19 protein-coding genes are annotated in these 21,417 nt (G+C 67.7%); 3 read left to right on the forward strand and 16 right to left on the reverse strand.

Going from position 1 to position 21,417, the window contains the following annotated elements; all coding sequences use genetic code 11:
* Positions 1-19: 19 nt before the first annotated feature.
* Entirely contained in the window at positions 20-1,153 is a 1,134-nt protein-coding gene (locus E5S69_RS02295; RefSeq protein ID WP_171513389.1) for an acyl-CoA dehydrogenase family protein, read from the reverse strand.
* A 165-nt stretch (positions 1,154-1,318) separates the two neighbouring features.
* Here E5S69_RS02295 and E5S69_RS02300 point away from each other — a divergent pair, with 165 nt between their 5' ends.
* Entirely contained in the window at positions 1,319-2,332 is a 1,014-nt protein-coding gene (locus E5S69_RS02300; protein ID WP_171513390.1) for an AraC family transcriptional regulator, read from the forward strand.
* A gap of 10 nt (positions 2,333-2,342) precedes the next feature.
* Here E5S69_RS02300 and fghA read toward each other — a convergent pair whose 3' ends face one another.
* The 15 genes from fghA to E5S69_RS02375 all read right to left on the reverse strand — a co-directional run bounded on the left by fghA (position 2,343) and on the right by E5S69_RS02375 (position 18,963).
* The gene (gene fghA / locus E5S69_RS02305) at positions 2,343-3,185 is read right to left on the reverse strand and encodes an S-formylglutathione hydrolase (RefSeq protein WP_171513391.1); all 843 of its coding nucleotides are present in this window, start codon (positions 3,183-3,185) and stop codon (positions 2,343-2,345) included.
* Between the two features lie 12 nt (positions 3,186-3,197).
* Positions 3,198-4,304 carry an S-(hydroxymethyl)glutathione dehydrogenase/class III alcohol dehydrogenase gene (locus tag E5S69_RS02310; RefSeq protein ID WP_171513392.1) on the reverse strand — a complete coding sequence of 369 codons (1,107 nt, stop codon included), beginning with the start codon at positions 4,302-4,304 and terminating at the stop codon, positions 3,198-3,200.
* A 177-nt stretch (positions 4,305-4,481) separates the two neighbouring features.
* Positions 4,482-5,066 (reverse strand): glycerol-3-phosphate responsive antiterminator, encoded by a 585-nt coding sequence (locus tag E5S69_RS02315; RefSeq protein ID WP_171513393.1) that lies wholly within the window; start codon positions 5,064-5,066, stop codon positions 4,482-4,484.
* Positions 5,067-5,072: 6 nt separating this feature from the next.
* Entirely contained in the window at positions 5,073-6,623 is a 1,551-nt protein-coding gene (locus E5S69_RS02320) for an FAD-binding oxidoreductase (protein ID WP_171513394.1), read from the reverse strand.
* Positions 6,620-8,299, reverse strand: a complete 1,680-nt coding sequence (locus E5S69_RS02325; RefSeq protein ID WP_171513395.1) for a glycerol-3-phosphate dehydrogenase/oxidase — start codon at positions 8,297-8,299, stop codon at positions 6,620-6,622. The genes E5S69_RS02320 and E5S69_RS02325 overlap by 4 nt, the downstream gene beginning before the upstream one ends.
* A gap of 16 nt (positions 8,300-8,315) precedes the next feature.
* Positions 8,316-9,866 (reverse strand): FGGY family carbohydrate kinase, encoded by a 1,551-nt coding sequence (locus tag E5S69_RS02330; RefSeq protein ID WP_171513396.1) that lies wholly within the window; start codon positions 9,864-9,866, stop codon positions 8,316-8,318.
* Entirely contained in the window at positions 9,863-11,326 is a 1,464-nt protein-coding gene (locus E5S69_RS02335; protein ID WP_171513397.1) for an MFS transporter, read from the reverse strand. The genes E5S69_RS02330 and E5S69_RS02335 overlap by 4 nt, the downstream gene beginning before the upstream one ends.
* A 150-nt stretch (positions 11,327-11,476) precedes the next feature.
* A complete protein-coding gene (locus E5S69_RS02340) occupies positions 11,477-12,844 on the reverse strand; it encodes an MFS transporter (protein ID WP_171513398.1) in 1,368 nt (455 codons plus the stop codon).
* Between the two features lie 12 nt (positions 12,845-12,856).
* Positions 12,857-13,774, reverse strand: a complete 918-nt coding sequence (locus tag E5S69_RS02345; protein WP_171513399.1) for an aldo/keto reductase — start codon at positions 13,772-13,774, stop codon at positions 12,857-12,859.
* Between the two features lie 139 nt (positions 13,775-13,913).
* The gene (locus tag E5S69_RS02350; protein WP_171513400.1) at positions 13,914-14,294 is read right to left on the reverse strand and encodes a type II toxin-antitoxin system VapC family toxin; all 381 of its coding nucleotides are present in this window, start codon (positions 14,292-14,294) and stop codon (positions 13,914-13,916) included.
* On the reverse strand, positions 14,291-14,497 hold the full coding sequence (locus E5S69_RS02355) for a type II toxin-antitoxin system VapB family antitoxin (protein WP_171513401.1): 207 nt from the start codon (positions 14,495-14,497) through the stop codon (positions 14,291-14,293). The genes E5S69_RS02350 and E5S69_RS02355 overlap by 4 nt, the downstream gene beginning before the upstream one ends.
* Positions 14,498-14,663: 166 nt before the next feature.
* Positions 14,664-16,025 carry a GntP family permease gene (locus tag E5S69_RS02360; RefSeq protein WP_171513402.1) on the reverse strand — a complete coding sequence of 454 codons (1,362 nt, stop codon included), beginning with the start codon at positions 16,023-16,025 and terminating at the stop codon, positions 14,664-14,666.
* A 128-nt stretch (positions 16,026-16,153) separates the two neighbouring features.
* A complete protein-coding gene (locus tag E5S69_RS02365) occupies positions 16,154-16,546 on the reverse strand; it encodes a RidA family protein (protein WP_012355941.1) in 393 nt (130 codons plus the stop codon).
* A gap of 57 nt (positions 16,547-16,603) precedes the next feature.
* Positions 16,604-18,058: an N-acyl-D-amino-acid deacylase family protein gene (locus E5S69_RS02370; RefSeq protein WP_171513403.1), complete on the reverse strand. Its 1,455-nt coding sequence runs from the start codon at positions 18,056-18,058 to the stop codon at positions 16,604-16,606.
* 2 nt (positions 18,059-18,060) lie between these two features.
* Positions 18,061-18,963 (reverse strand): MurR/RpiR family transcriptional regulator, encoded by a 903-nt coding sequence (locus E5S69_RS02375; RefSeq protein WP_171513404.1) that lies wholly within the window; start codon positions 18,961-18,963, stop codon positions 18,061-18,063.
* Positions 18,964-19,188: 225 nt separating this feature from the next.
* Between E5S69_RS02375 and E5S69_RS02380 the strand changes: the two genes are divergently transcribed.
* Both E5S69_RS02380 and E5S69_RS02385 read left to right on the forward strand, forming a co-directional pair.
* The gene (locus E5S69_RS02380) at positions 19,189-20,457 is read left to right on the forward strand and encodes an amino acid deaminase (protein ID WP_171513405.1); all 1,269 of its coding nucleotides are present in this window, start codon (positions 19,189-19,191) and stop codon (positions 20,455-20,457) included.
* 13 nt (positions 20,458-20,470) lie between these two features.
* Positions 20,471-21,406, forward strand: coding sequence for a sugar kinase (locus tag E5S69_RS02385; protein ID WP_171513406.1), 936 nt, complete (start codon positions 20,471-20,473; stop codon positions 21,404-21,406).
* Positions 21,407-21,417 lie beyond the last annotated feature (11 nt).

Consider the following 21,417-nt stretch of genomic DNA (forward strand, 5'->3'; position numbering starts at 1 on the left):
TTGGCAGGGAAAGAAGGGGTCACAGGCTGCGCGCGATCAGCATGCGCTGGATCTCGCTGGTGCCTTCGTAGATCTGGGTGATGCGGGCGTCGCGGTAGTGGCGCTCGACCGGGTAGTCTTCCAGGTAGCCGTAGCCGCCATGGATCTGCAGCGCCTTGGAGCACACGCGCTCGGCCAGTTCCGACGCATACAGCTTGGCCTGCGAGGCTTCGGACAGGCACGGCACGCCGTCGCTGCGCATGCGCGCGGCGCGGTGGACCAGCAGCCGCGCGGCATTCAGTTCGGTGGCCATGTCGGCCAGCATGTTGGCGATGGGCGGGTGCTCGCGCAGGGCGCGGCCGAACTGGATGCGTTCGGAGGCATAACGGCACGCCGCTTCGAAGGCCGAACGCGCAATGCCGATGGCCTGCGCGGCAATGCCGATACGTCCGCCTTCCAGGTTCGACAAGGCGATGCGCAGGCCTTCGCCGGGCTCGCCGAGCAGCGCGTCGTGCGGGACGATGCAGTCTTCGAGCGTGATCGCGCAGGTGTCCGAGGCGCGGATGCCCAGCTTCTTTTCCGGGGCGTGGACGATAAAGCCGGGCGTGTCGGTGGGGACCAGGAACGCGGAGATGCCTTTCTTGCCGCGTTCCGGTTCGGTGGAGGCAAACACCACCGCCACGCCCGCGCGCTGGCCGTTGGTGACGAACTGCTTGCTGCCGTTCAGCACCCAGCCGTGGTCGGTGAAGCGGGCGCGCGTGCGCAGGTTGTGCGCTTCGGAGCCCGCCTGCGGCTCGGTCAGGCAGAATGCGCCGATCAACTCGCCGCTGGCCAGCCGCGCCAGGTAGCGCTCTTTCTGCGCATCGGTGCCATAGTGCAGGACCGGCCCGCAGCCAACCGAGTTGTGCACGCTCATCATGGTGGCGCAGGCGGCGCAGCCGGCGGCAATTTCTTCGATGGCCAGCGCATAGGCGACGTAGTCGGTATAGGTGCCGCCCCATTCCTCGGGCACGATCATGCCCAGCAGGCCCAGCGCGCCCATTTCGGCGACCACCTCGTCGGGCAGGCGGCCGTCGCGGTCCCATTGCGCGGCGCCCACGGCCAGCCGTTCGGTGGCAAAGGCGCGTGCGCTGTCGCGGATCATGGTTTGCTCTTCGGTGTAGTCGCTGTGCATGGCAGATTGGGATGGGGCGTTTGGAGCGGCGCTGCAACTGAGGCAGAATGCGCGCTCGGCGTTTGAGCTGCGGCCAGTGTAGGAACGCCCGGGTCGCGCTCCTATGCCAAAATCCGCCAATCTTCCTGAACTCGTTTGCCACCCTCGTTTGCCACCCCCAGCGCCATGGAAAAAGGCAGTGTCGCCATCTGTTTCGTCCACCACGCCATTGCAGGCCTGCGCGCGCGCGGGATCGACCCCGATCCGGTGCTGCGCGGCGCCGGCATTGCGCCGGCGCTGCTGGCCGTGCCGCAGGCACGGGTCTCGGCCGTCAGCTACAGCGAGCTGTGGCTGGCTGTGGCCGCGGCACTGGACGATGAATTCTTCGGGCAGGACTCGCGCAGCATGAAGTGCGGCAGCTTCGCCATGCTGTGCCATGCGGTGGCGGGCAGCCGCACGCTGGCGCAGGGTCTGGAGCGCATCACGCGGTACTTCCGGCTGCTACTCGACGATATCGGCGTGCGGCTGGAGCGCCATGGCGACGAGGCCGCGCTGGTGCTGACCGCCCCATCCGCCCACCTGGGGCGGCAACCCGGCGTGTTTGCCAAGGAAGCCATGCTGATCATGCTGCATGGCCTGATGAGCTGGCTGCTGCGGCGGCGCGTGCCGGTGCGGCTGGCGGCGTTCGACTATGCCGAACCACCCTACAGCGCCGAATACCGCGTCATGTATTCGCGCCAGCTGGCATTCGGGCAGCCGGCCACGGCGCTGGTCTTCGACGCAGCGCTGCTGGCGCAGCCGGTGCGCCAGGACGAGCGCAGCCTGAAGGCATTCCTGCGCGAGGCGCCGCACAACGTGGTGGTCAAGTACTCGGACCGCAGCAGCGTGGGCGCACGCGTGCGGCGGCTGCTGCGCAACCAGCGGCCGGATCAATGGCCGACCTTTGAAGACCTCGCGGTCAGCCTGAACCTGTCGGCATCATCGCTGCGGCGCCGGCTGATGGAGGAGGGGGTCAGCTACCAGGACCTGAAGGACGCGTTGCGGCGCGACCTGGCGATCGAGGCGCTCAGCCATTCCGGGCGCGCGGTCGCGGATATCGCGGCCGAACTCGGCTTTGCCGAGCCCGGCGCGTTTCACCGGGCGTTCCGGCGCTGGACCGGATCGCGCCCGGGGGCTTATCGCCGGTTGGCGGAAGACTGAAGCGGCGCGGCTACAGCTGTGCCGCATGGTGCCGGATGTGGTCGGCGATAAAGCTGGTGATGAAGTAGTAGCCGTGGTCGTAGCCGCTGTGCCGGCGCAACGTCAGCGGCTGGCCCACCGCCTGGCAGGCGGCAGCGAATGTCTCGGGATGCAGCTGGCTTTGCAGGAACTGGTCGTCCAGGCCCTGGTCGACCAGGATGCCGGCCGGAAACGGCGCGCCCGGCTGGCGCGCCATCAGTTCGCTGGCGTCATACTGCGCCCACGCGGCGCGGTCGCTGCCGAGGTAACCGGCAAAGGCCTTCTCGCCCCACGGGCAGCGCGACGGCGCTGCGATAGGCGCGAACGCCGACACCGAGCGGAAGCGCTGCGGGTGGCGCTGCGCCAGCACCAGCGCACCGTGCCCGCCCATCGAATGCCCGCAGATGCCAACGCGCGCCGCATCGCCTGGCAAGGCGGTGGTCACCAGTTCGAACAGCTCGTCCGCCACGTAGCTTTCCATGCGCCAGTGCTTGTGCCACGGCGCCTCGGTGGCATCGACATAGAACCCCGCGCCGACGCCGAAGTCCCACGCATCCGCCTCGCCCGGCAGGCCCGCGCCGCGCGGGCTGGTGTCGGGGGCCACCAGCATCAGGCCGTACTCGGCGGCAAAACGCTGCGCGCCGGCCTTGATCATGAAGGTCTCTTCGGTGCAGGTCAGGCCGGCCAGGTAGAACAGCACCGGTACCCGCGCGCCCGCCTGCGCCTGCGGCGGCAGGTAGACCGAGAAACGCATCGGCAGCCCGATCGCCGTCGAATCATGGCGGTAGAAGCGCTGCACGCCGCCGTGGCAGCCATGTTGCGAGATCAGTTCCATGTTGGCGCGCCCTCAGTACAGCACCACCGAGCGGATCGACTCGCCGCGCTTCATCAGGTCGAAACCGTCGTTGATGCGCTCCAGCGGCAGCGTGTGGGTGATCAGGTCGTCGATATTGAGCTTGCCTTCCATGTACCAGTCGACAATCTTCGGCACGTCGGTGCGGCCGCGCGCGCCGCCGAAGGCGGAGCCCTTCCACTCGCGCCCCGTCACCAGCTGGAACGGGCGCGTCGAGATCTCCGCGCCGGCCTCGGCCACGCCGATGATGATCGACTTGCCCCAGCCCTTGTGGCAGCACTCCAGCGCCTGGCGCATGACCTGCGTGTTGCCGATGCATTCGAACGAATAATCGGCGCCGCCGTCGGTCAGCTGGATGATGTGGTCGACCACGTTGCCGACATCCTTCGGGTTGATGAAATGCGTCATGCCGAACTTGCGCGCCATCGCTTCGCGGCCCGGATTCAGGTCGACGCCGATGATCTTGTCGGCGCCCACCATCTTCGCCGCCTGAATCACGTTCAGGCCGATGCCGCCCAGGCCGAACACGACCACGTTGGCGCCGGCCTCGACCTTGGCGGTGAACAGCACCGCGCCCACGCCGGTGGTGACGCCGCAGCCGATGTAGCAGACCTTGTCGAACGGCGCGTCGGGGCGGATCTTCGCCAGCGCGATCTCCGGCACCACGATGTGGTTGGCGAAGGTCGAGGTGCCCATGTAGTGGAAGATCGGCTTGCCGTCGATCGAGAAACGCGAGGTGCCGTCCGGCATCAGGCCCTTGCCCTGCGTGGCGCGGATGGCCTGGCACAGGTTGGTCTTGCGCGACAGGCAGAACTTGCACTGGCGGCATTCCGGCGTGTACAGGGGAATGACATGGTCTCCTGGCTTGAGCGAGGTCACGCCCGGGCCGACGTCGGTGACGATGCCCGCGCCCTCGTGACCCAGGATCGCCGGGAAGATGCCTTCCGGGTCGGCGCCGGACAGTGTGTAGTAGTCGGTATGGCAGATGCCGGTGGCTTTCACTTCCACCAGCACTTCGCCGGCGCGCGGGCCGTCCAGGTCCACGTCTTCGATGGTCAGCGGGGCGCCGGCTTTCCAGGCGATGGCGGCTTTGGTCTTCATGGGGAGGTCCTCCGGGATCAGGAATATGGGGGTGGCTGGCGGGTGGCGCGGCGTAGCACGGCGCGCAAGGCGGCAAGCCCGGTCCGAGGACATGACTATACGATCTTCCAGCGCTAACAGGCCAGTTTTGGCCGATCAGCGGTCAGCGAATCCCGCCGGCCAAGGCCGGCGGTGGCCTTACGGCTTGAGCGCTTTCGCGTCCAGGCTCCAGAGCTTGCGGTCGCTGGTGGAGACCGCGACGGCGCCATGTGCAAGCGCGCCACGGATATCCTCGCGGTTGCAGACAAAGCCCGAGGTGACGATTGGCGGGAGCGCGTTGCGGTCGGCTTGCGGCAGGTGCGACAGCATGGGTGCCGGCATCAGCTGCACCAGGTTAGGGTCGCTCTGCTCGAGCGCCTTGACGCTGCGCGGCCAGGTGGAGCGGTCGGTAACAAAGACCTTCTGCATCGTCACCATGCCCGCGCGGTTGGCGCGCTGGATGGTCGCCACGCGTGTGGAGACCAGGCTCGTCACCCCGATGTCGGCCAGGTAGTCCACTCCGCCCTTATCCTGCGACAGGCCTTCGCAGCTGTCGATATTGACGATGACATACTTGCTGGCGCTGGTCAGCGTGGCGATGACCGGCTGCAGCTTGCGCAACTCGACATTGGCGACGATGCAGACTTCGGCGACGCTTTCGATGATCGCGTCGATCTGGTCGACACCATAAAGCGTGCCGATGACGGGATGTCGCGCCAGGCGCGCACCGAGGGACCTGTCCATGCGGGATTACTTCGGTTCGTTGGCGAGCCGGTCACCGAGGCCCAGCTTGCCGGGGTTCAGCAGATGCTGCGGATCGAGCGCCTGCTTGACTGCCGTCAGCAGCGGGAAGGCCGTGTCCAGCGACGCCGCCATGTATGGCGCGCGCAGCAGCCCGATGCCGTGGTGGTGGCTCAGTGCTGCATTGTATTGGATCAGCACTGCGTTGGCCGCATCCCATGCCTGGCGATACCATTGCTGGCGATCCTCCACCGCCACCTCGCCGCGCAAGGAAAAATACAGGCAGGCGCCGTCCACGTAGGCATGCGACTGGTGCGCGGAGCCGGCAAGGGTACCCGGCACGGCGTTGATCGCCTTGACCACGTCGGCGTAGATTGCCGCCAGGTCGCGCCAGGGCCCCGACATTTCCAGCGTATCGGCGACAAAACCCGGGCCGCGCTTGAAGCCTTCGGCGCTCTTGCCGGTCAGGTAGCGCGTGTCTAGCCAGCGCTCGAAGATCGCCGCGCTGTCGAGCTGGTCCCCAAGTCCCGCGCACACGCGCTCGCTGATCGTCATCACGGCATCGACCATCTCGCGCGCCCCCTCGTCGGCCACCAGCAGCACATTGGTGTCGGGCAGCCCGAACTGCACCCCGCTCTCCAGCGCATCGTAGAGGCGCAGCGCGGCCGGTTTGGCGCCGCGCTGCATGATCTCGCGGCAGGCGTCGAGGCCAATGGCAAAGCTCTTGAAGCCGTAGGCGATGGCGCGCCCGTAGTCGGGCAGGCGATGCAGCTTCAGGCGCACGCGCACGATCACGCCGAGCATGCCTTCGGAGCCGATGAACAGCTGCTGCAGGTCCGGCCCCAGCGCCGCGCGCGCGTAGCCGCCCACGGTGACCAGGGTGCCGTCGGCCAGCACCACGTCCATGCCGAACACCATGTCCTCGATCTTGCCGTAGCGCGTGGACAGCTGGCCGGCGCCGCGGCAGGCCACCCATCCGCCCACCGTGCTGATCGCGTACGAAGACGGCCAGTGGCCCATCGTCATGCCGAATTCGCGCTGCACGGTCTGTTCGAAGATATCGCCGAACATGCCGGCTTCGACCTCGACGATCTGGCTGGCCTGGTCGAACCCGACCAGCCGATTGAGCGCGCACACGTCTAGCACGATGCCGCCGCGCACGGGCAGGGCGGCACCGGTGACGTTGCTGCGCCCGGCCGACACGGTGACCGGAATGGCGCCGTTGCTGGCGATGCGCATGACGGCCTGGACTTGTTCCACAGTGGAGACGCGCACGATGACAGCGCGGGGCGTGGCCGGCTTGCCGGCGGTCTCCGTGATCATGGAACCGGCCCACCAGTCGCGGGTCCATGCCACCACATTGGCCGTATCGGTCAGCACTTCGTCGGCCACCTTGCGCAGGGCCGCGACATCGGCCGCACCGACGGCGATGGGGTCGCGCTGCAGGCCCGGCGCATCCGGGGTGTCATGGAGGTTCGCCGCATAGCCGGGCGGGGTGTGGGCGCCGATGACGTAGTTGCCGCGGTTGTAGCCGCGCTTGATGGCTTCCTTGCTGATCATGCTGGGTCTCCCATGAGGACGGATTTTTCGACGGCGACGGCCGCCAGGTATTCGCTGACCTGCCGCGCCACCGCGGCTTCGGCCAGGCCGAGTTCAGCCTTGAGAATCTGGCCCACCCGTGGCGCGGCGCGGGCCGAGGCATCGCGCGCCATCAGGCGCGCGCGGATGCGCCGTGACAAGACGTCATCGACCGTGCCGGCCAGTTCGTGGCGCACGGCATAGACGATCTCGGCTTCGGTGTAGGGCAGACCCTCGACAATGGGCCGCGCCAGGGCGGGATCCGCCTGCAGGATGTCGCTGACGAAGCGGGCTTCGGTGCCGTAGCGCTCGCCCAGGTGCGCGGCCATGCCGCCTGAGGCGACGATGGCCTGCGGGTCATAGCCGGCCGCGCCGAGCAGATAGGCCGACCGGGTCACGCACTTGCCGCGCTTGCCGATGACCTGCTGCGCGGCATCGATGGTTTGCTCGGCCATGTGGCGCGCGGTCGTGAGCTTGCCGCCGACAATGGTCACCAGCCCGTCGTGCGCGATATGAATCTCATGGTTGCGGCGGATCTCCAGCGTCTTGCCGCCGGGCGGGGCCACCAGCGGACGGCACCCCGCGATGCTGCCGACCACGTCCTGCGCGGAGAGGTCGACCTTCAGCGCCGAGCGCGCACCTTCGAGCAAAAAATCGAGTTCCTGACGGGTGCACAGCACGTTGTCGAGATCGCCGTCATAGTCTTCGTCGGTGGTGCCGAGGTAGGACACGTTGCCCCACCGCGTGATGGTCGCGCGCCGGCTGCGGCCCGGCACCGGGATCGTCACGGTGCAGTCATTGCGGATCTTCAGCCATGGGATGGCAACGTGGACCCCTTTGGCCGGGCGGATGTGCAGCGTCTTGTCCTCGCCCGGCTTGCGGCCGGTCCAGTCGCGCAGCCACACACCGGTGGCCATCACGACCGCGCCGGCGCGCACGCGGACTTCGCGTTCGCCGGCGTGGACGATGGCGCCATCGACCTTGCCGTGTCCGTCGCGCGTGATGGCGGTGACGGTGGCATGGTTGAGCACGGCCGCGCCGTGGAATGCCGCGGTCCGCGCAAGGTTCAGGGTCAGGCGGGCATCGTCAACGCGCGCATCGAAATACAGATAGCCGCCGGTCAGGTGTTCCTCGTTGAAGGTGGGGCAGTGGGACAGCACCTCGGCCTTGGTCAGCTTCTGGTGCAGGATGCCCTCGCGCCATCCGCCGGCCAGGTCGTAGGTCCACAGCAGGCTGCCGAAGGCCTTGGCCAGGCGCTTGTCGAAGACGCCGTCGCGCTCCATCACCGGGAACAGGAACGGCAGCCGCTGCACCAGGTGGCGCGCATTGCGGCGCAGGCGCTGGCGCTCCAGCAGCGAATGGCGCACCAGGCCGAGGTTGCCCTGTTCGATATAGCGCAAGCCGCCGTGCACCATCTTCGACGACTTGGACGAGGTCCCCGCGGCGAAGTCGTTCTTCTCGACCAGCGCCACGCGGTAGCCGCGCAGGCTGGCATCGAGCGCGGCGTAGGCGCCGGTGACGCCGCCCCCGACCACCAGGATGTCGAAGGCATCGGCCTCCAGGCGGTCGAGCTGGTCTGCGTGCACCAGCCGCAAAGGCTCCGTGCCGGTCAAGGCGGCACGCTCGCGGTTCGCGCTGCGGGAGGGGAAAATCACCATCTTGGGTTGCTCCGGGTTAATGGGCCTGACGGCATTCGTCGTCCTGACGGGCGGCGCGCGCGTCGGCATGGTCGAGTTCGGACGCCACGCGCGCATGCCAGAGCGCACGCCGCTCGGCACGCTGAGCCGAGTCGAGCGTTGGCTCGAACACTGCGTCGGGTATCGTGGTCGCGCGCGCCTGCTGCATGGAGTCCCACAGCAGGCCGGAAGCGCCGGCAAGGTAGGCGATGCCGCGCAGGCTGGCACGGTCGCTCTCTTTCATGCGGTGGACGGGAACACCGCTGAGATCGGCCTGCATCTGCAGCAGCGCGTCGCTGCCGGACAGCCCGCCGCCCACCACCAGCGCCGACACCGGCACGCCTGCAATGTCCTGGTTCGCCTCGATGCATGAGGCTACGGAATGGGCAATGCCTTCCAGGATGCCAAAGGCCATCTCCGCGCGCGTTGTTGCCAGCGAGATGCCAGCCAGTGCCGCGCGCGCCTCGGGCTGCATGCGCGGCACGCGCAGGCCCGTCAGCGCCGGAATAAAGGTCACGCCCCGCGCCGACGTCACCGTGGCCGCCAGCGCGCTGATCTGCCTGGCGTTGTCGAACCAGCCGAGCTTGTCGCAGACCCAGTTGAGCGCCGAGCCGGTGGTGGCGACAAAGGTCTCGACCGAGAAGTGCGAGACGCCGTGGTGGCGGCGCGCGGTCATGGTCAGGGTGCTGTCCGACCTGCCGCTGCGCGCGGGAAGCTGCGGGCCGACTACCAGGTCGACGAAACTGCCGGTGCCATGCAGGCACATCGCCTGCCCGGCATCGAGGCATCCGAGGCCGATGGCGCCGGCGAGCTGGTCGCCGGCGCAAGCCAGGATCGGCACGTCGATGCCGAGCACGTCGGGCCGGGTGCGGCCGAAGTCGTCCGCATCCTGGCGCAGCTCGGGCAGCAGTTCCCGTGGGAAGCCGAGCGCATCGATCCAGTCGAGCCGGTAGCGATGCCCGGTCAGCATGTAGGCATTGCAGGAGGTCGCGTTGGTCGGCGTGGTAAGGCACGCGCGCGCCGTCGACAGGTGCCACAGCAGCCAGGTGTCGATGGTGCCGAAGGCGAGCCTGCGCGCGCGCAAGGCTTCGGCCACCGCCGGTGTGTCGCGCAGGTGCCGTGCGGCCCACAGGTACGGCGAGCGCACACCGACCGGGCGGCCGACGGTGTCGCGCAGGGTGGCGTCCCATGCCGGCGCAAGCTGGTCTAGTTCGGCCGCATAGCGTGTGTCCTGCCACACCATGGCGGGGACCAATGCGCGCCCGGTGGCGGTGTCCCACAGCACCGCGGTGGCGCGCTGTGTGGCGACGGCGAGGGCGACCACGTTCAGGTTTTCATTAGCCGCCTGTGCCAGCGTGGCGCGGCAAACCGCCAGCGTGCGCGCGAGCAGCGCGTCGGCGTCCTGCTCCACCACTCCGGGGCAAGGACTGTGGATCTCCAGCGCGGCGTAGTGCAGGCATTTCACGTGGCCGTCGGCAGCCACCACCGCGGCGCGCGTGCCCGAGGTGCCTTCATCGATCGCAAGGATGACGTTGCTGCGCTGGGTCATGGCCGGGCCTTTTCGATCACGGGTTGCATAAAGCCCGACGCGTCCGCCGCGTCGCCCTTGAACTGCGGCGCATCGGCTTCGTTATCGGGATGGATTGCAGTGCGAGTCGGGTCCCAGCGGATCGAAAAGCAGACCACGCTCGCCAGCAGCGGCACCACCGAAAGGATCAGGAAGGTGGTCTCCAACCCGTATTGCGCGCGGAACAGCGGGAACACCAGCAAGCCCAGTGCGGCGCCGATGGCACCGAGCGCGCCGATGACGCCGTTGGCCCCGGCGCGCAGTTCGCTGCGGAATGACAGGGACGACAAGCTCTTGCCATTCGCGCCGGGGCCGGCAGAGTGGAACAGGATGAACAGCGACGGCACCACCACGGCAATCCACATCGGCATCTTGCCGTTGAACAGGCCGAGTATCAGCAGCATGGCGAACACCGCCGCGAAGCCGAACGCCGAAGCGCGGCGCAGGCCCAGCGTGCGGCCGACCAGCGGCGACAGGAAGCCACCGACAATGCCGCATACGTTGAACACCAGCGCGCCGATGGTCGCGTAGACAAAATCCTTGCCAAACAGCGCCGCGCTGATCAGCGGCAGGTACCAGCCGATCGCGAAGTACTGGATCGACTGCCCGATCTGCACGGTGGCCGCGAGCATGGTGCGCGGCAGGTAGATGCCGCGAAAGATCAGCAGCACGTTGGCCAGGCCGCGCCGCGCCTGGTTGAGCACGGGGATCCGCTCCGCGGCCGGGGCGGCAATGAACGTTCGCCCATAGATGCGCGTCATGGCGCTGGCGGCGGCCTCGAGCCGTTCCTTGCGTGCCAGCCAGGTCGGGCTTTCCACCAGGAACAGGCCTTGCAGCAGCAGGATGGCCACGCCAAAAACCGCCGTGGCGGCCACCGAGTAGCGCCAGATCGTATCGCCGACGTCCCACGAGTAGAACAGCAGCGCCAGCAGCAGGTTGGCGCAGACGGCCGTGTACCACATGCCTTGCCACGTGTTCAGCCGGCTCTTGAGCTTCACCGGCGTGAACTCCGCCAGCACGGCCATGGCGATGGCGAAGTCGATCCCGTAGGCCGCGCCAACAAAGAAGCGCCCGGCCAGGATCACCTCGAATCCGGGCGCCAACACGACCAGCACCGCGCCGACTACCGCGAGCACCTTGGCCAGAATCAGCGGCCGGACACGGCCCCAGCGATCGGCCATCCAACCGCCGATCGGATTGAAGGCAATGGCCACCCACGATGCGAACGACGTCAGCAGCGCAACCTTGGCGGGCACGAGCTGGAGGTCGCGCGTCATCGGCCCGAGGCCGGCGCTAAGCGCCGAATTGGAAAACGCGTCGAGGAACAGTCCGCCCAGGGCGAGCCACCAGATGGCAGCGGCCCTGCCGCGTATGCCAGGGCAGGAATCTATGTAGGCAATGACATCATCGATGCCACGAAGCTTGATCGCAGAAGGTTGCACGGCGGTCTCCTTTTACTTGTTCTGTAAGAGGCCGCAGCAACTGCAAGGCGCGAAGAGACCATCTTACAGATGGTCTCTTATCTAGATCTGCGGGGCCAATGTATGGCTTCGCAGGGACAGCGTCAACCGGGAAAACCCTTGACCGGGGAGCTAGCGTGCCGCTGGATTTCGCGTGGCACGGCCAAGACCGGCTTCCTGGGGGCCAAGCTGCCCCTCATGCCGCCGTCCCAGCCACCAACCCAGTCCTGCCCACGCCAGTGCCAGCAGGGCGCCTGCCAGGGCCACCGTCGCGGGATGGCCCGACAGCGCATCGATGGCGGTCTTGACCCAGGCACTGACCGCATCGCCCGCGCGGTAAACGGCGGTGTCGATCACGTTCTTGGCCTTGTACTTGGTTTCGGCATCGACCACGGTGAACAGCATTTCGCGCCCGGGGCGCAGCAGCGCGTATTCGCCCACGCGCCGCAGGACCATGACGGCCGCGAGCACGCCGAAGGTGGGCAGCAGGGCCAGCACAAGGAAACCCGCGGTGACTGCCAGCGGCACCGCTGTCAGCAGCATGGTGACCCCATAACGGCGCGCCACGCGGCCGGTGAAGAACAGTTGCACGACGATGGTCAGCGCCTGCACCGCGGCATCCAGCGCGCTAAACACCTGGGTCTGGCGGGTGCGCTCGGGAAAGGCCTCGGCCACCAGCCGAGCCTGCTCGAAGTACAGGAAGGTGCTGGCCGTGGCGAGCAGGATCACGAACAAGCCGATGCCGAGCAGGTAGCGCGAGCGCAGCAACAGCGACAGCCCGGCCAGCAGCCCGCCGCCAATCGGATTGCCAGGATCCTGGACCGCGCGGGCAGCGGCCTTGCCCGGCTGCGCCACGCCCGCGCCAGCCCGCCGGCGCCAGCCGAACAGCCAGCCCACGCCCGGCAGCGTGGCGGCCAGCAAGGCGGCCGACAGCAGCATCAGGCCGGTCAGGCCGATATGCGGCACCAGCCAGCCGCCCAGCACCGGCCCGGCGAGTCCGCCCGCGCTGGCGCCGGCGGCCAGCAGCGCAAACAGCCGGCGCGCCTGCTCGGGCCTGAACACATCGGCCATCAGGCTCCATGCCACCGACACCACGAACAGGTTGAACACAGACAGCCACACGTAGAACACACGCGCCAGCCAGATGTTGTCCGGCAGGGCGCGCGTGGCCAGCGCAAAGGCCAGCAGGTTGGCAATGAAGAAGGCGTATACCCACGGCACGAAGCGGCGCCGTGGCAGCCACGCGCAGACCGCGCCGTAAAGCGGGATCGCGGCCAGCATCACGACGAAGGTGGCGGTGAACAGCCATTGCAGGTTCTTCACGCCGCCGGCAATGCCCATGGTCTCGCGTACCGGACGCAGCATGAAATAGCTGGCGAACAGGCAGAAGAAGAACAGGAAACCGGCCACCACCGCGCCGGCTTCGCCGGTGCGGACACCGAAGCCGCGCCCCAGCCGGGCCAGGCCGCTGGCAGGTGGCTCGCGCTCGGGATCGTCCACGGCCCGGCCAGCTTAGCGCAGCAGCGCCACAATGCGCTCGCGCTGGCCGGGGTCGGGCATGCGGCCCAGCCCGGCGCCGAGGTTGTCGGCCATGTTGCGCGGCTTGGAGGTGGCCGGGATCGCGGCGGTCACGGCCGCATGGCTGACGACAAACTTCAGGAACAACTGGCCCCATGAGCCGCAGTCAATATCGCCGGCCCACGGCGGCAGCGGGCGGCCCTTGACGGCACGGAATAGCCGCCCGTCCTGGAACGGCCGGTTGGCCAGCACCGCCACGCCGCGCGCCTCGCAAAGCGGCAGCAGCGTGCGTTCGGCATTGCGCTCGGCCACGGAATAGTTGACCTGGACAAAGTCGACGCGCTCGCTGCGCACGATCGTTTCCAGCGCCTGGTGAGCGTCTTCGCGGTAATGGGTGATGCCCAGGTAGCGGATGCGGCCCTGTTCCTTCAGTTCGCGCAGCCAGCGCAGGTTGTTTTGCCAGTCGATCAGGTTGTGGACCTGCAGCAGGTCGACCTTGTCCACCTGCAGGTCGGCCAGCGAGCGCGCCCATTGCGCCTGGGCGGGCGCGCCGGACCGAGCCGAGATCTTGGTGGCCAGGAACACCCGGTTGCGGGCATTGGCCGCCCGCAGCAGGTCGCCGGTGACGGCTTCGGCGGTGCCGTAGCTGGGCGCGGTATCGACGACCGAGCCTTCGGTCTGCAGCAACAGTCCCATTACCTCCGCCAGTGGCTTGCGTTCGTCAGCCCCGGTGCCGACGTCGAAAGTGTCGGCGGTGCCCATGCCGATCACGGGCAGGGCTTCAGTGGTGCCCGGGATGTTGCGGCGCAGGGGCGCCGCGACGGTAGCGGCATGGCCAGGCACGGCTGGCCCGAGTCCGGTGGCGGCCAGCCCGGCGGCCAGGCCCAGGAATGAGCGACGGTCGATCGACATGGGAGCGTTTCCCGGTAAGTCACTGACTGGTTGACCTTAGGCGGTGGGCCGGGCCATGTAAACCGTTGCGTTGAGCCTCCGCACCGGGCCTGCGCCCGGGGGCCTGGCGATGCCGGACCAGCGTGGCGGCCGCTGGGGCCTAGTGCAGCCGGGGTTGATGTGCGACACCAAAGCGTGCGGACAATGCGTTGAGGCGCTGGTCCAGTGTCCACAGCCGGGCACCCGGCGTAATCAAGGTGGAAGCCAGCAACGAGACGTCCACCAGGCCGCAGCCCAGTGCATACAATTTCTCGTGCTCGATCAGCGCGATGACTTCCGCCAGGCTCGCCTGCCTGGCAGTCTGCAACAGACCGATGTCGCCGAGGGTCCGGTCCCGTGGGGCCGGAGGCGTCCCGCAGGCGAGTTCAGCCACGACCATCGGGTGGGTCAGCACCTGGTCAGCCTGCATCAGGCGGACCAGTGCGTCATTGCGGTACCTGAAATGGTCGACCCACACCGAGGTGTCGACGAGCACGCTCATTTGGCATCGGGCTCGGCAGTACGACGGGGCACGTCCTGCATGTCGGGGACGGCGCCGCCCAGGGCGGCAAGGCGCTTGGCTGCCTGCACCCGGACGAAGGTCTTGATTGCCTCACGAAAAAGATCAGATTTGTCCATACCGGGATCCGCCATCTCTAGTGCTTGTTCATACAGGGCGTCATCAATCGTGACAGTTGTGCGCATGCCGGGCTCCGTGCTTCAAAGTTGATGTCAATGTGCATCAAAAATGGAATCAAGGCAAGAGCAACGGTGGGCGTATGCATGCGCCAATGCCCCCGACGCGCAACTTGCACGCGTCCCGCCATCTGCCCGGACCGCGTCGCGCGGCGCCCGCGCGCCGGTTTGAAGTTCAGACCAGCGTGGCCAGGCCTAGCGTCAGCAGCAGCGCCACCACCGAGATGATGGTTTCGCAGACCGACCAGGTCTTGAAGGTCTGGGCCACTGTCATGTTGAAGTACTCCTTGACCAGCCAGAAGCCGCCGTCGTTCACATGCGACAGGATCAGCGAGCCGGCGCCGGTGGTCAGCACCAGCAACTCGGGGCGGGTGCCGGGCACGCTGGCGGCGATCGGCGCGACAATGCCCGCCGCCGTGGTCATGGCCACCGTGGCCGAGCCCGTGGCGATACGGATCATCACCGCGACCAGCCAACCAAGCACCAGCACCGACACGTTGGCGCCCGTGGCAACGTCCACGATGGCGTTGGAGATGCCCGAGTCGCGCAGGATGCGGCCAAAGCCGCCGCCGGCCCCGACCACCAGCGTGATGATGGCGGTGGGCGCCACGCACTCGTTGGTGAACTTGAGGATGGTCTCCCGGTTGAAGCCGCGTGCCTTGCCGAAGGTGTAGAAGCTCACCAGCGCGGCGATCAGCAGCGCCATCACCGAGTTGCCGATCAGCTTCAGGAAGTCGTTGGCGAAGGTCTTGGGCGTGGTGAACAGGTCGGCCCAGCTGCCGATCAGCATCAGGATCACGGGCAGCAGGATGGTGAACACCGTGATGCCGAAGCCTGGCAGCTCGTGCGACGCCTTGACGCGCTCATCCTCTTCGGTGAATTGCTGGGCGAGCGGGTTGTACTCGGGCAGCTTGACGTAGCGGTCCATCAGCCTGGCGAACAGCGGGCCGGCGAGCGCGGCGGTGGGAATGCCCACGATCAGCGCATACATGATGGTCTTGCCGATATCAGCGCCATACGCGGTCACCGCAAGCAGCGCGGCCGGGTGCGGCGGGATCAGGCCGTGCACCACCGACAGGCCGGCCACCATCGGGATGCCCACCAGCACCATCGACGTGCCGGTGCGCTTGGCCACGTTGAAGGCGATCGGCACAAGCAGCACGAAACCCACCTCAAAAAACACTGGCAAGCCGACGATAAACGCGATGGTGGCCATGGCCCAATGCACGTTCTTCGCACCGAAGAAATCAATCAGCGTGTTGGCGATGCGCTCGGCCCCCCCGGACTCGGCCATCATCTTGCCGAGCATGGTGCCCAGGCCCACCACCAGCGCAATATGGCCGAGGGTGCCGCCGACGCCGGCTTCAAACGACTTGACGATGTCGCCCATCGGCATGCCCACGGCAAAGCCGAGCAGCACCGAGACGACCACCAGGGTAATGAACGGATTGAGCTTGAAACGCGCGATCAGCACCACCAGTGCGATCACGGCGATCAGCGCATACACCAAGAGCGTGGTTCCGGTGACGGCACCCATATTGTCTCCTTGCGTGGAAAAAAAGCCGCTTATGGCGGCATGGTTGGATTTTTGGTTTTTTCCCCTCTGCCGCTTGCGGGAGAGGGGGCAGGCAATCAGGAATCAGCAATCAGCAATCGGCAGCAGGCTCAGGCCGCCGGCTTCTTGTAGGCGATGCAGTCGACCTCGACTTTGCAATCCACCACCATGCTCGACTGCACGCAGGCGCGCGCGGGCGGGTTGGCGCCGAAGTATTCCTTGAAGATCTTGTTGAACGAGGCGAAGTCGCGCGTGTCGTCCAGCCACACGCCGCAGCGCACGACGTGCTCGGGGCCGTAGCCGGCCTCGGCCAGGATGGCCAGCACGTTCTTGATGGCCTGGTGGGTCTGGGGCACGATGCCGCCGTCGATGACCTCGCCGTTGACCATCGGCACCTGGCCGGAGACGTAGAGCCAGCCGTCGGCTGCGACCGCGCGGGCAAAGGGCATGTGCTGCCCGCCAGTACCGGTGCCGCCTTCGACGCCGAATCGTTTGATGTCCATGAGTACTCCTGGAAATGAGTGGGATAGGGGAGGGGGAAGCGCGGCGCTGCGGGCGGGTCAGCCCGCGCCGCGGGGCAGGAACCGGCCGGCGCGCACGCCGGTGCTCTGGCGTTGCTGCCATGACAGCTCGCCATTGACCCAGACCGCGGCAATGCCCTCGGCCGGTTGCATGGGATCGGTAAAGCTGGCCGCGTCGCGGATGGTGGCGGCATCGAACAGCACCAGGTCAGCCCAGTAGCCTTCGCGCACGAAGCCGCGCTGGTGCAACCCGAAGCGCTCGGCGGACATGCCGGTCATCTTGTTGACGGCGACGGTCAGCGGGAACAGCTCACGGTCGCGCGCATAATGGCCCAGCACGCGCGGGAACGCGCCCCACAGGCGCGGGTGCGGCAGCGGGTCGTTGGGCAGGCCGTCCGAGCCGACCACCGTGGCGGGGTGGCTCAGGATGCGGTCGACGTCGGCGTCTTCCATGCAGTGGTAAACCGCGCCGGCGGGCATCAGCCGGCGCGCCGCCTGGTGCAGATCAACCTGCCATTCGGCGGCGATGTCGGCGAGCAGCCGGCCGCTCATCTCAGGCGCGCCCTCGGACCAGGTCACCATGATGTCGAAGTCGCTGGTGACCTGCTTCAGGTCCAGCGTCGACGAACTGGCGGTGTAGGGATAGCAGTCGCAGCCTACCGGCTGCCAGCGCTGCGCGCCGTCAAGTGCGTCCAGTACCTCGGTGCTGCGGCCCCAGTTGGCCACGCCGGCGCATTTCAGGTGCGAGATCACCACCGGTACGCGCGCATGGCGGCCGATGCGAAAGGCCTCGTCCATGGCGTCAAGGATTTCGGCGAACTCGCTGCGCAAGTGGGTTGCGTAGAGCGCGCCGGCGTTGGCCAGCGGCTCGGCCAGCGCCAGCACTTCCTCGGTCGGCGCGCTGAAGGCATTGGCGTAGGCCAGCCCGGTGGACAGACCCAGCGCGCCGTGCTGCAGCGCTTCTTCGAGCTGCGCGCGCATTGCCGCGATTTCCTGCGGCGTGGCGGCGCGATCGAAACGATCCATATGGTTGCTGCGCAGCGCGGTATGGCCGACCAGGGCGGCGACATTGACCGCGGGTTGCGCGGCTTCGACCGCATCGACATAGGCCTTGAAGTCCGGATAGCGGAAGGCGTCGGCATGGCCGAGCAGGTTCATGGGGTCGGGCGGCTCGCCCGTCAGCGTGACCGGCGCGGCGCTGATGCCGCAGTTGCCGACCACCACCGTGGTGACGCCCTGCGACAGCTTCGGCGTCATCGCGGGCTGGCGCACCACGTTGGTGTCGTCATGCGTGTGCACGTCGATAAAGCCGGGGGCGAGCACCAGGCCATCGCCCTCGACCACATGCGCGGCCGCGTCGGGATCGATCGCGCCGGGTGCGTCGATGCAGGCGATGCGGCCGTCGCGCAAGGCCACGTCGGCCAGGCGCGCGGCCGCGCCGGAGCCGTCGATCAGCGTGACGCAGCGGATCAGGGTATCGAACAGGTGTGGCATGGTCAGTCTCCCAGCGGCTGGCGACTGTCGGGGCCCTTGCCGGGGCCGCTGTCGCCGCGGTGGCTGTCCAGCACGTACTTGAGCCGGCGCAGGCGCTCCTTGCTCTGGTCCGGCTGCAGCAGCGCGCATTGCGTGGCCAGCACGTCCAGCACCATCAGCATGGCGTAGCGCGATGCCGATGGCTTGAAAATGAAATCCGTCTCCAGCGTGCGCACCGGCAGCAGCACGTCGGCGCGCGCGGCCAGCGGCGAGCCCAGCGCGGTCACGGCCACCAGGCGGGCGCCGTACTCGCGCGCGATATCGCAACTGGCCAGCATCTCCGGCACGCGGCCACTGGCCGAGAAGGCCAGCACCACGTCGTCGCGGCCCAGCGTGGCCGCCACCATCTTCTGCAGCAGGGCATCCTGGTAGCTGGCCACCGGCAGGCCCAGGCGCGCCAAGCGGTGGCGCGCTTCATCGGCCATGAACGACGAGCCGCCGCCCATGCCAAAAGCGTAGACCATGCGTGCGCCAAGCAACAGGCGCGCTGCCGCTTCGATGCGCTGCGCATCCATCAGGCCGCGGTTGGCTTCGAGCGCGCCCAGGATGTCGGCGTGGATGCTGTCGGCCAGCGTGGCCGGTGCGGCCTCGCCCGCGGCGCTTGCCGGCTGCAGGAAGCGCGCGCCCACCGCGGTGGCCTGGGCCAGGCGCAGCTTCAGGTCGCGAACGTCGCGGCAGCCGATGGCCTTGGCAAAGCGCGTCACGCTGGCCTCGCTGACACCGGCCTTGCGGGCGAGTTCATTGATGCTGGCGGCTGCCGCGCCCGCCAGGTCTTCCAGCACCACCTGCGCAACCTTCTGCTCGGCCAGGCGCAAGGCGGGGCCGCGCTCGGCGATGCGGGTGAGGATGTCGAAAGGCGCGGTCATGGTCGGTGTGGATCGTCGCGAAGCGCGTTTGGATTCCTGATGTGACGAAAGCTGCAGTCAATGCGGACAGGGGCTATAACAGTGACTGGCGCCTGAGCCCTGCCACTCGTCCTGGCTGCGCACTGGTGCTGCCCGTGCTGGCGTGGTACTTTATAACAAGGATGAAATATCTTATTTTCAGGGCTATGATTACGTCAATCAGATTTTTTCAGGGTGATGACAGGCATGCGTGAAATAAAGTATCAGGCCGGCGTGATCGATCCGCTCAACAAGGCGCTGGGCCGCATGGCCGCCCCGATGGCCCCGGACGCGGCGGGCCAGACCGGTTGGAACCTGCTGCGGGAAGAACTGAGCCTGCCGGCCGCGGTACTGTATGAAGACCGTCTCGCGCACAACCTGGAATGGATGCGCCGCTTCATGGACGAATACGGCGTGCAGCTGGCGCCGCATGGCAAGACCACCATGGCGCCCAAGCTGTTTGCCCGGCAACTGGGTGCCGGCGCGTGGGGCATCACCCTGGCCACCGCGCACCAGACCGCTGCGGCGCATGCGCACGGCGTCAAGCGGGTGCTGATGGCCAACCAGCTGGTCGGCCGCCGCAACATGGAGATCATCGCGGACCTGCTGCGCGACCCGGACTTTGAATTCTTCGCGCTGGTGGATTCGGCGGCGCTGGTCGACCAGCTCGGCAAGTTCTTCCAGCAGCGTGGACAGACGCTGCAGGTGCTGCTTGAACTGGGTGTCGAAGGCGGGCGTACCGGCGTGCGCGATGACGCGCAGCAGCAGGCCGTGCTCGACGCGCTGGCGCGCTGGCCCGACGCGCTGTCGCTGGCCGGCGTGGAGATCTACGAGGGCGTGCTCAAGGAAGAAGCCGATATCCGCCGGTTCCTGCAGCGCACCGTGGCGGTGACCAGGCAATTGGCCGCACAAGGCCGCTTTGGCCGCAGCCCGGTGGTGATGTCGGGCGCGGGATCGGCGTGGTACGACGTGGTGGCCGAGGAATTCGCGCGCACCGATATCGGCGCGCCGATCGACATCGTGCTGCGTCCCGGCTGCTACCTCACGCACGATGTTGGCATCTACCGCGCCGCGCAGCAGCGCATCCTGGCGAGCAACCCGGTGGCGCAGAAAATGCGCGAGGGTTTGCTGCCGGCGCTGCAGCTGTGGGCTTATGTGCAGTCGATCCCGGAACCCGACCGCGTCATCATCGGCATGGGCAAGCGCGATGCCGCCTTCGACGCCGGCATGCCGATCCCGGCACGGCTGTACCGCCCTGGCAGCGAGGCGCCGGTGGACGTGCCCGCGCATTGGGAAGTCACCGGCATGATGGACCAGCACGCCTACCTGCAGGTCAGGCCGGGCGACGACATCCAGGTCGGCGACATGATCGCCTTCGATATCTCGCACCCGTGCCTGACTTTCGACAAGTGGCGCCATATCCCGGTGCTGGATCGCGACATGCGCGTGATCGACATCGTGCAAACTTTCTTCTGAGGCAAGCGGCCCCATGAGCATCGACATCCTGGCCTATGGCGAGCCGCTGGTTGAATTCAACCAGCAGCCGGACGATCCGTCGCGCTACCTGCAGGGCTTTGGCGGCGACACCTCCAATTTCTGCATAGCCGCTGCGCGCCAGGGCGCGCGCACCGGCTATATCTGCGCGGTCGGTGCCGATACCTTCGGCGAGCGCCTGCGCGCGCTGTGGACGCAGGAGCGGGTCGATACCCGTCATGTGCATATCGACGCCGGGGCGCCCACCGGCGTCTACTTCGTCTCGCACGACAACCACGGTCACCGCTTCGATTACCTGCGCGAAGGCTCCGCCGCCAGCCGCTACCAGCATGAGCAGTTGCCGCTTGGCGCGATCGCCGCGGCGCGCTACCTGCATCTGTCCGGCATCAGCCTGGCGATCAGCACGAGCGCGTGCGATGCCGGCCTGGATGCCATGGAGCACGCGCGCAAGGCCGGCACCAAGGTCACGCTGGACACCAACCTGCGCTTGCGCCTGTGGTCGCTGGCGCGCGCGCGCGGCATCATGCGTGAGGCGTTCCGGATGACTGACGTATGCCTGCCCAGCTGGGACGACATTACTGTGCTGACCGGGCTGGACGACCGCGATGCCATCGCCGACTACCTGCTCGGCTGCGGCATCGGCCTGGTCGCGCTGAAGCTGGGGGAGGAGGGCTCCTATGTCGCCACGCCCGAGTCCCGCACGCTGGTGCCGCCCTATCCGGTCAAGCCGGTCGATGCCACCGGCGCGGGCGATTGCTTCGGCGGCAGCTTTGTCGCACGGCTCGCCGCGGGCGCCGATCCGTTCGAGGCGGCGCGCTATGCCAATGTGGCGGCAGCGCTGTCGACCACCGGCTATGGCGCGGTGGCGCCGATTCCCGATGCGCAGACCGTGCTAGCCCGCCTGGCGCAGTCGGTATCGGTAATTGCCTGAGCGGCTGCCCA

Origin of the sequence: Cupriavidus necator (assembly GCF_013141915.1) — a bacterium.
GTDB lineage: Bacteria > Pseudomonadota > Gammaproteobacteria > Burkholderiales > Burkholderiaceae > Cupriavidus > Cupriavidus necator_B.

Bases quoted from the DNA above. Each gene is read 5' to 3' on its own strand.
- E5S69_RS02310 (WP_171513392.1), bottom strand. From the start codon at position 4,304: ATGAAGACCAAAGCCGCCATCGCCTGGAAAGCCGGCGCCCCGCTGACC.
- E5S69_RS02345 (WP_171513399.1), bottom strand. From the start codon at position 13,774: ATGTCGATCGACCGTCGCTCATTCCTGGGCCTGGCCGCCGGGCTGGCC.
- E5S69_RS02320 (WP_171513394.1), bottom strand. From the start codon at position 6,623: ATGATCAGCAAGGAAGCCATCAAGCGCGGCTACAACCGCGGCAACTAC.
- E5S69_RS02380 (WP_171513405.1), top strand. From the start codon at position 19,189: ATGCGTGAAATAAAGTATCAGGCCGGCGTGATCGATCCGCTCAACAAG.
- E5S69_RS02325 (WP_171513395.1), bottom strand. From the start codon at position 8,299: ATGGTGATTTTCCCCTCCCGCAGCGCGAACCGCGAGCGTGCCGCCTTG.
- E5S69_RS02385 (WP_171513406.1), top strand. From the start codon at position 20,471: ATGAGCATCGACATCCTGGCCTATGGCGAGCCGCTGGTTGAATTCAAC.
- E5S69_RS02350 (WP_171513400.1), bottom strand. From the start codon at position 14,294: ATGAGCGTGCTCGTCGACACCTCGGTGTGGGTCGACCATTTCAGGTAC.
- E5S69_RS02295 (WP_171513389.1), bottom strand. From the start codon at position 1,153: ATGCACAGCGACTACACCGAAGAGCAAACCATGATCCGCGACAGCGCA.
- E5S69_RS02365 (WP_012355941.1), bottom strand. From the start codon at position 16,546: ATGGACATCAAACGATTCGGCGTCGAAGGCGGCACCGGTACTGGCGGG.
- E5S69_RS02330 (WP_171513396.1), bottom strand. From the start codon at position 9,866: ATGACCCAGCGCAGCAACGTCATCCTTGCGATCGATGAAGGCACCTCG.
- E5S69_RS02300 (WP_171513390.1), top strand. From the start codon at position 1,319: ATGGAAAAAGGCAGTGTCGCCATCTGTTTCGTCCACCACGCCATTGCA.
- E5S69_RS02315 (WP_171513393.1), bottom strand. From the start codon at position 5,066: ATGGACAGGTCCCTCGGTGCGCGCCTGGCGCGACATCCCGTCATCGGC.
- E5S69_RS02370 (WP_171513403.1), bottom strand. From the start codon at position 18,058: ATGCCACACCTGTTCGATACCCTGATCCGCTGCGTCACGCTGATCGAC.
- E5S69_RS02375 (WP_171513404.1), bottom strand. From the start codon at position 18,963: ATGACCGCGCCTTTCGACATCCTCACCCGCATCGCCGAGCGCGGCCCC.
- E5S69_RS02360 (WP_171513402.1), bottom strand. From the start codon at position 16,025: ATGGGTGCCGTCACCGGAACCACGCTCTTGGTGTATGCGCTGATCGCC.
- fghA (WP_171513391.1), bottom strand. From the start codon at position 3,185: ATGGAACTGATCTCGCAACATGGCTGCCACGGCGGCGTGCAGCGCTTC.
- E5S69_RS02355 (WP_171513401.1), bottom strand. From the start codon at position 14,497: ATGCGCACAACTGTCACGATTGATGACGCCCTGTATGAACAAGCACTA.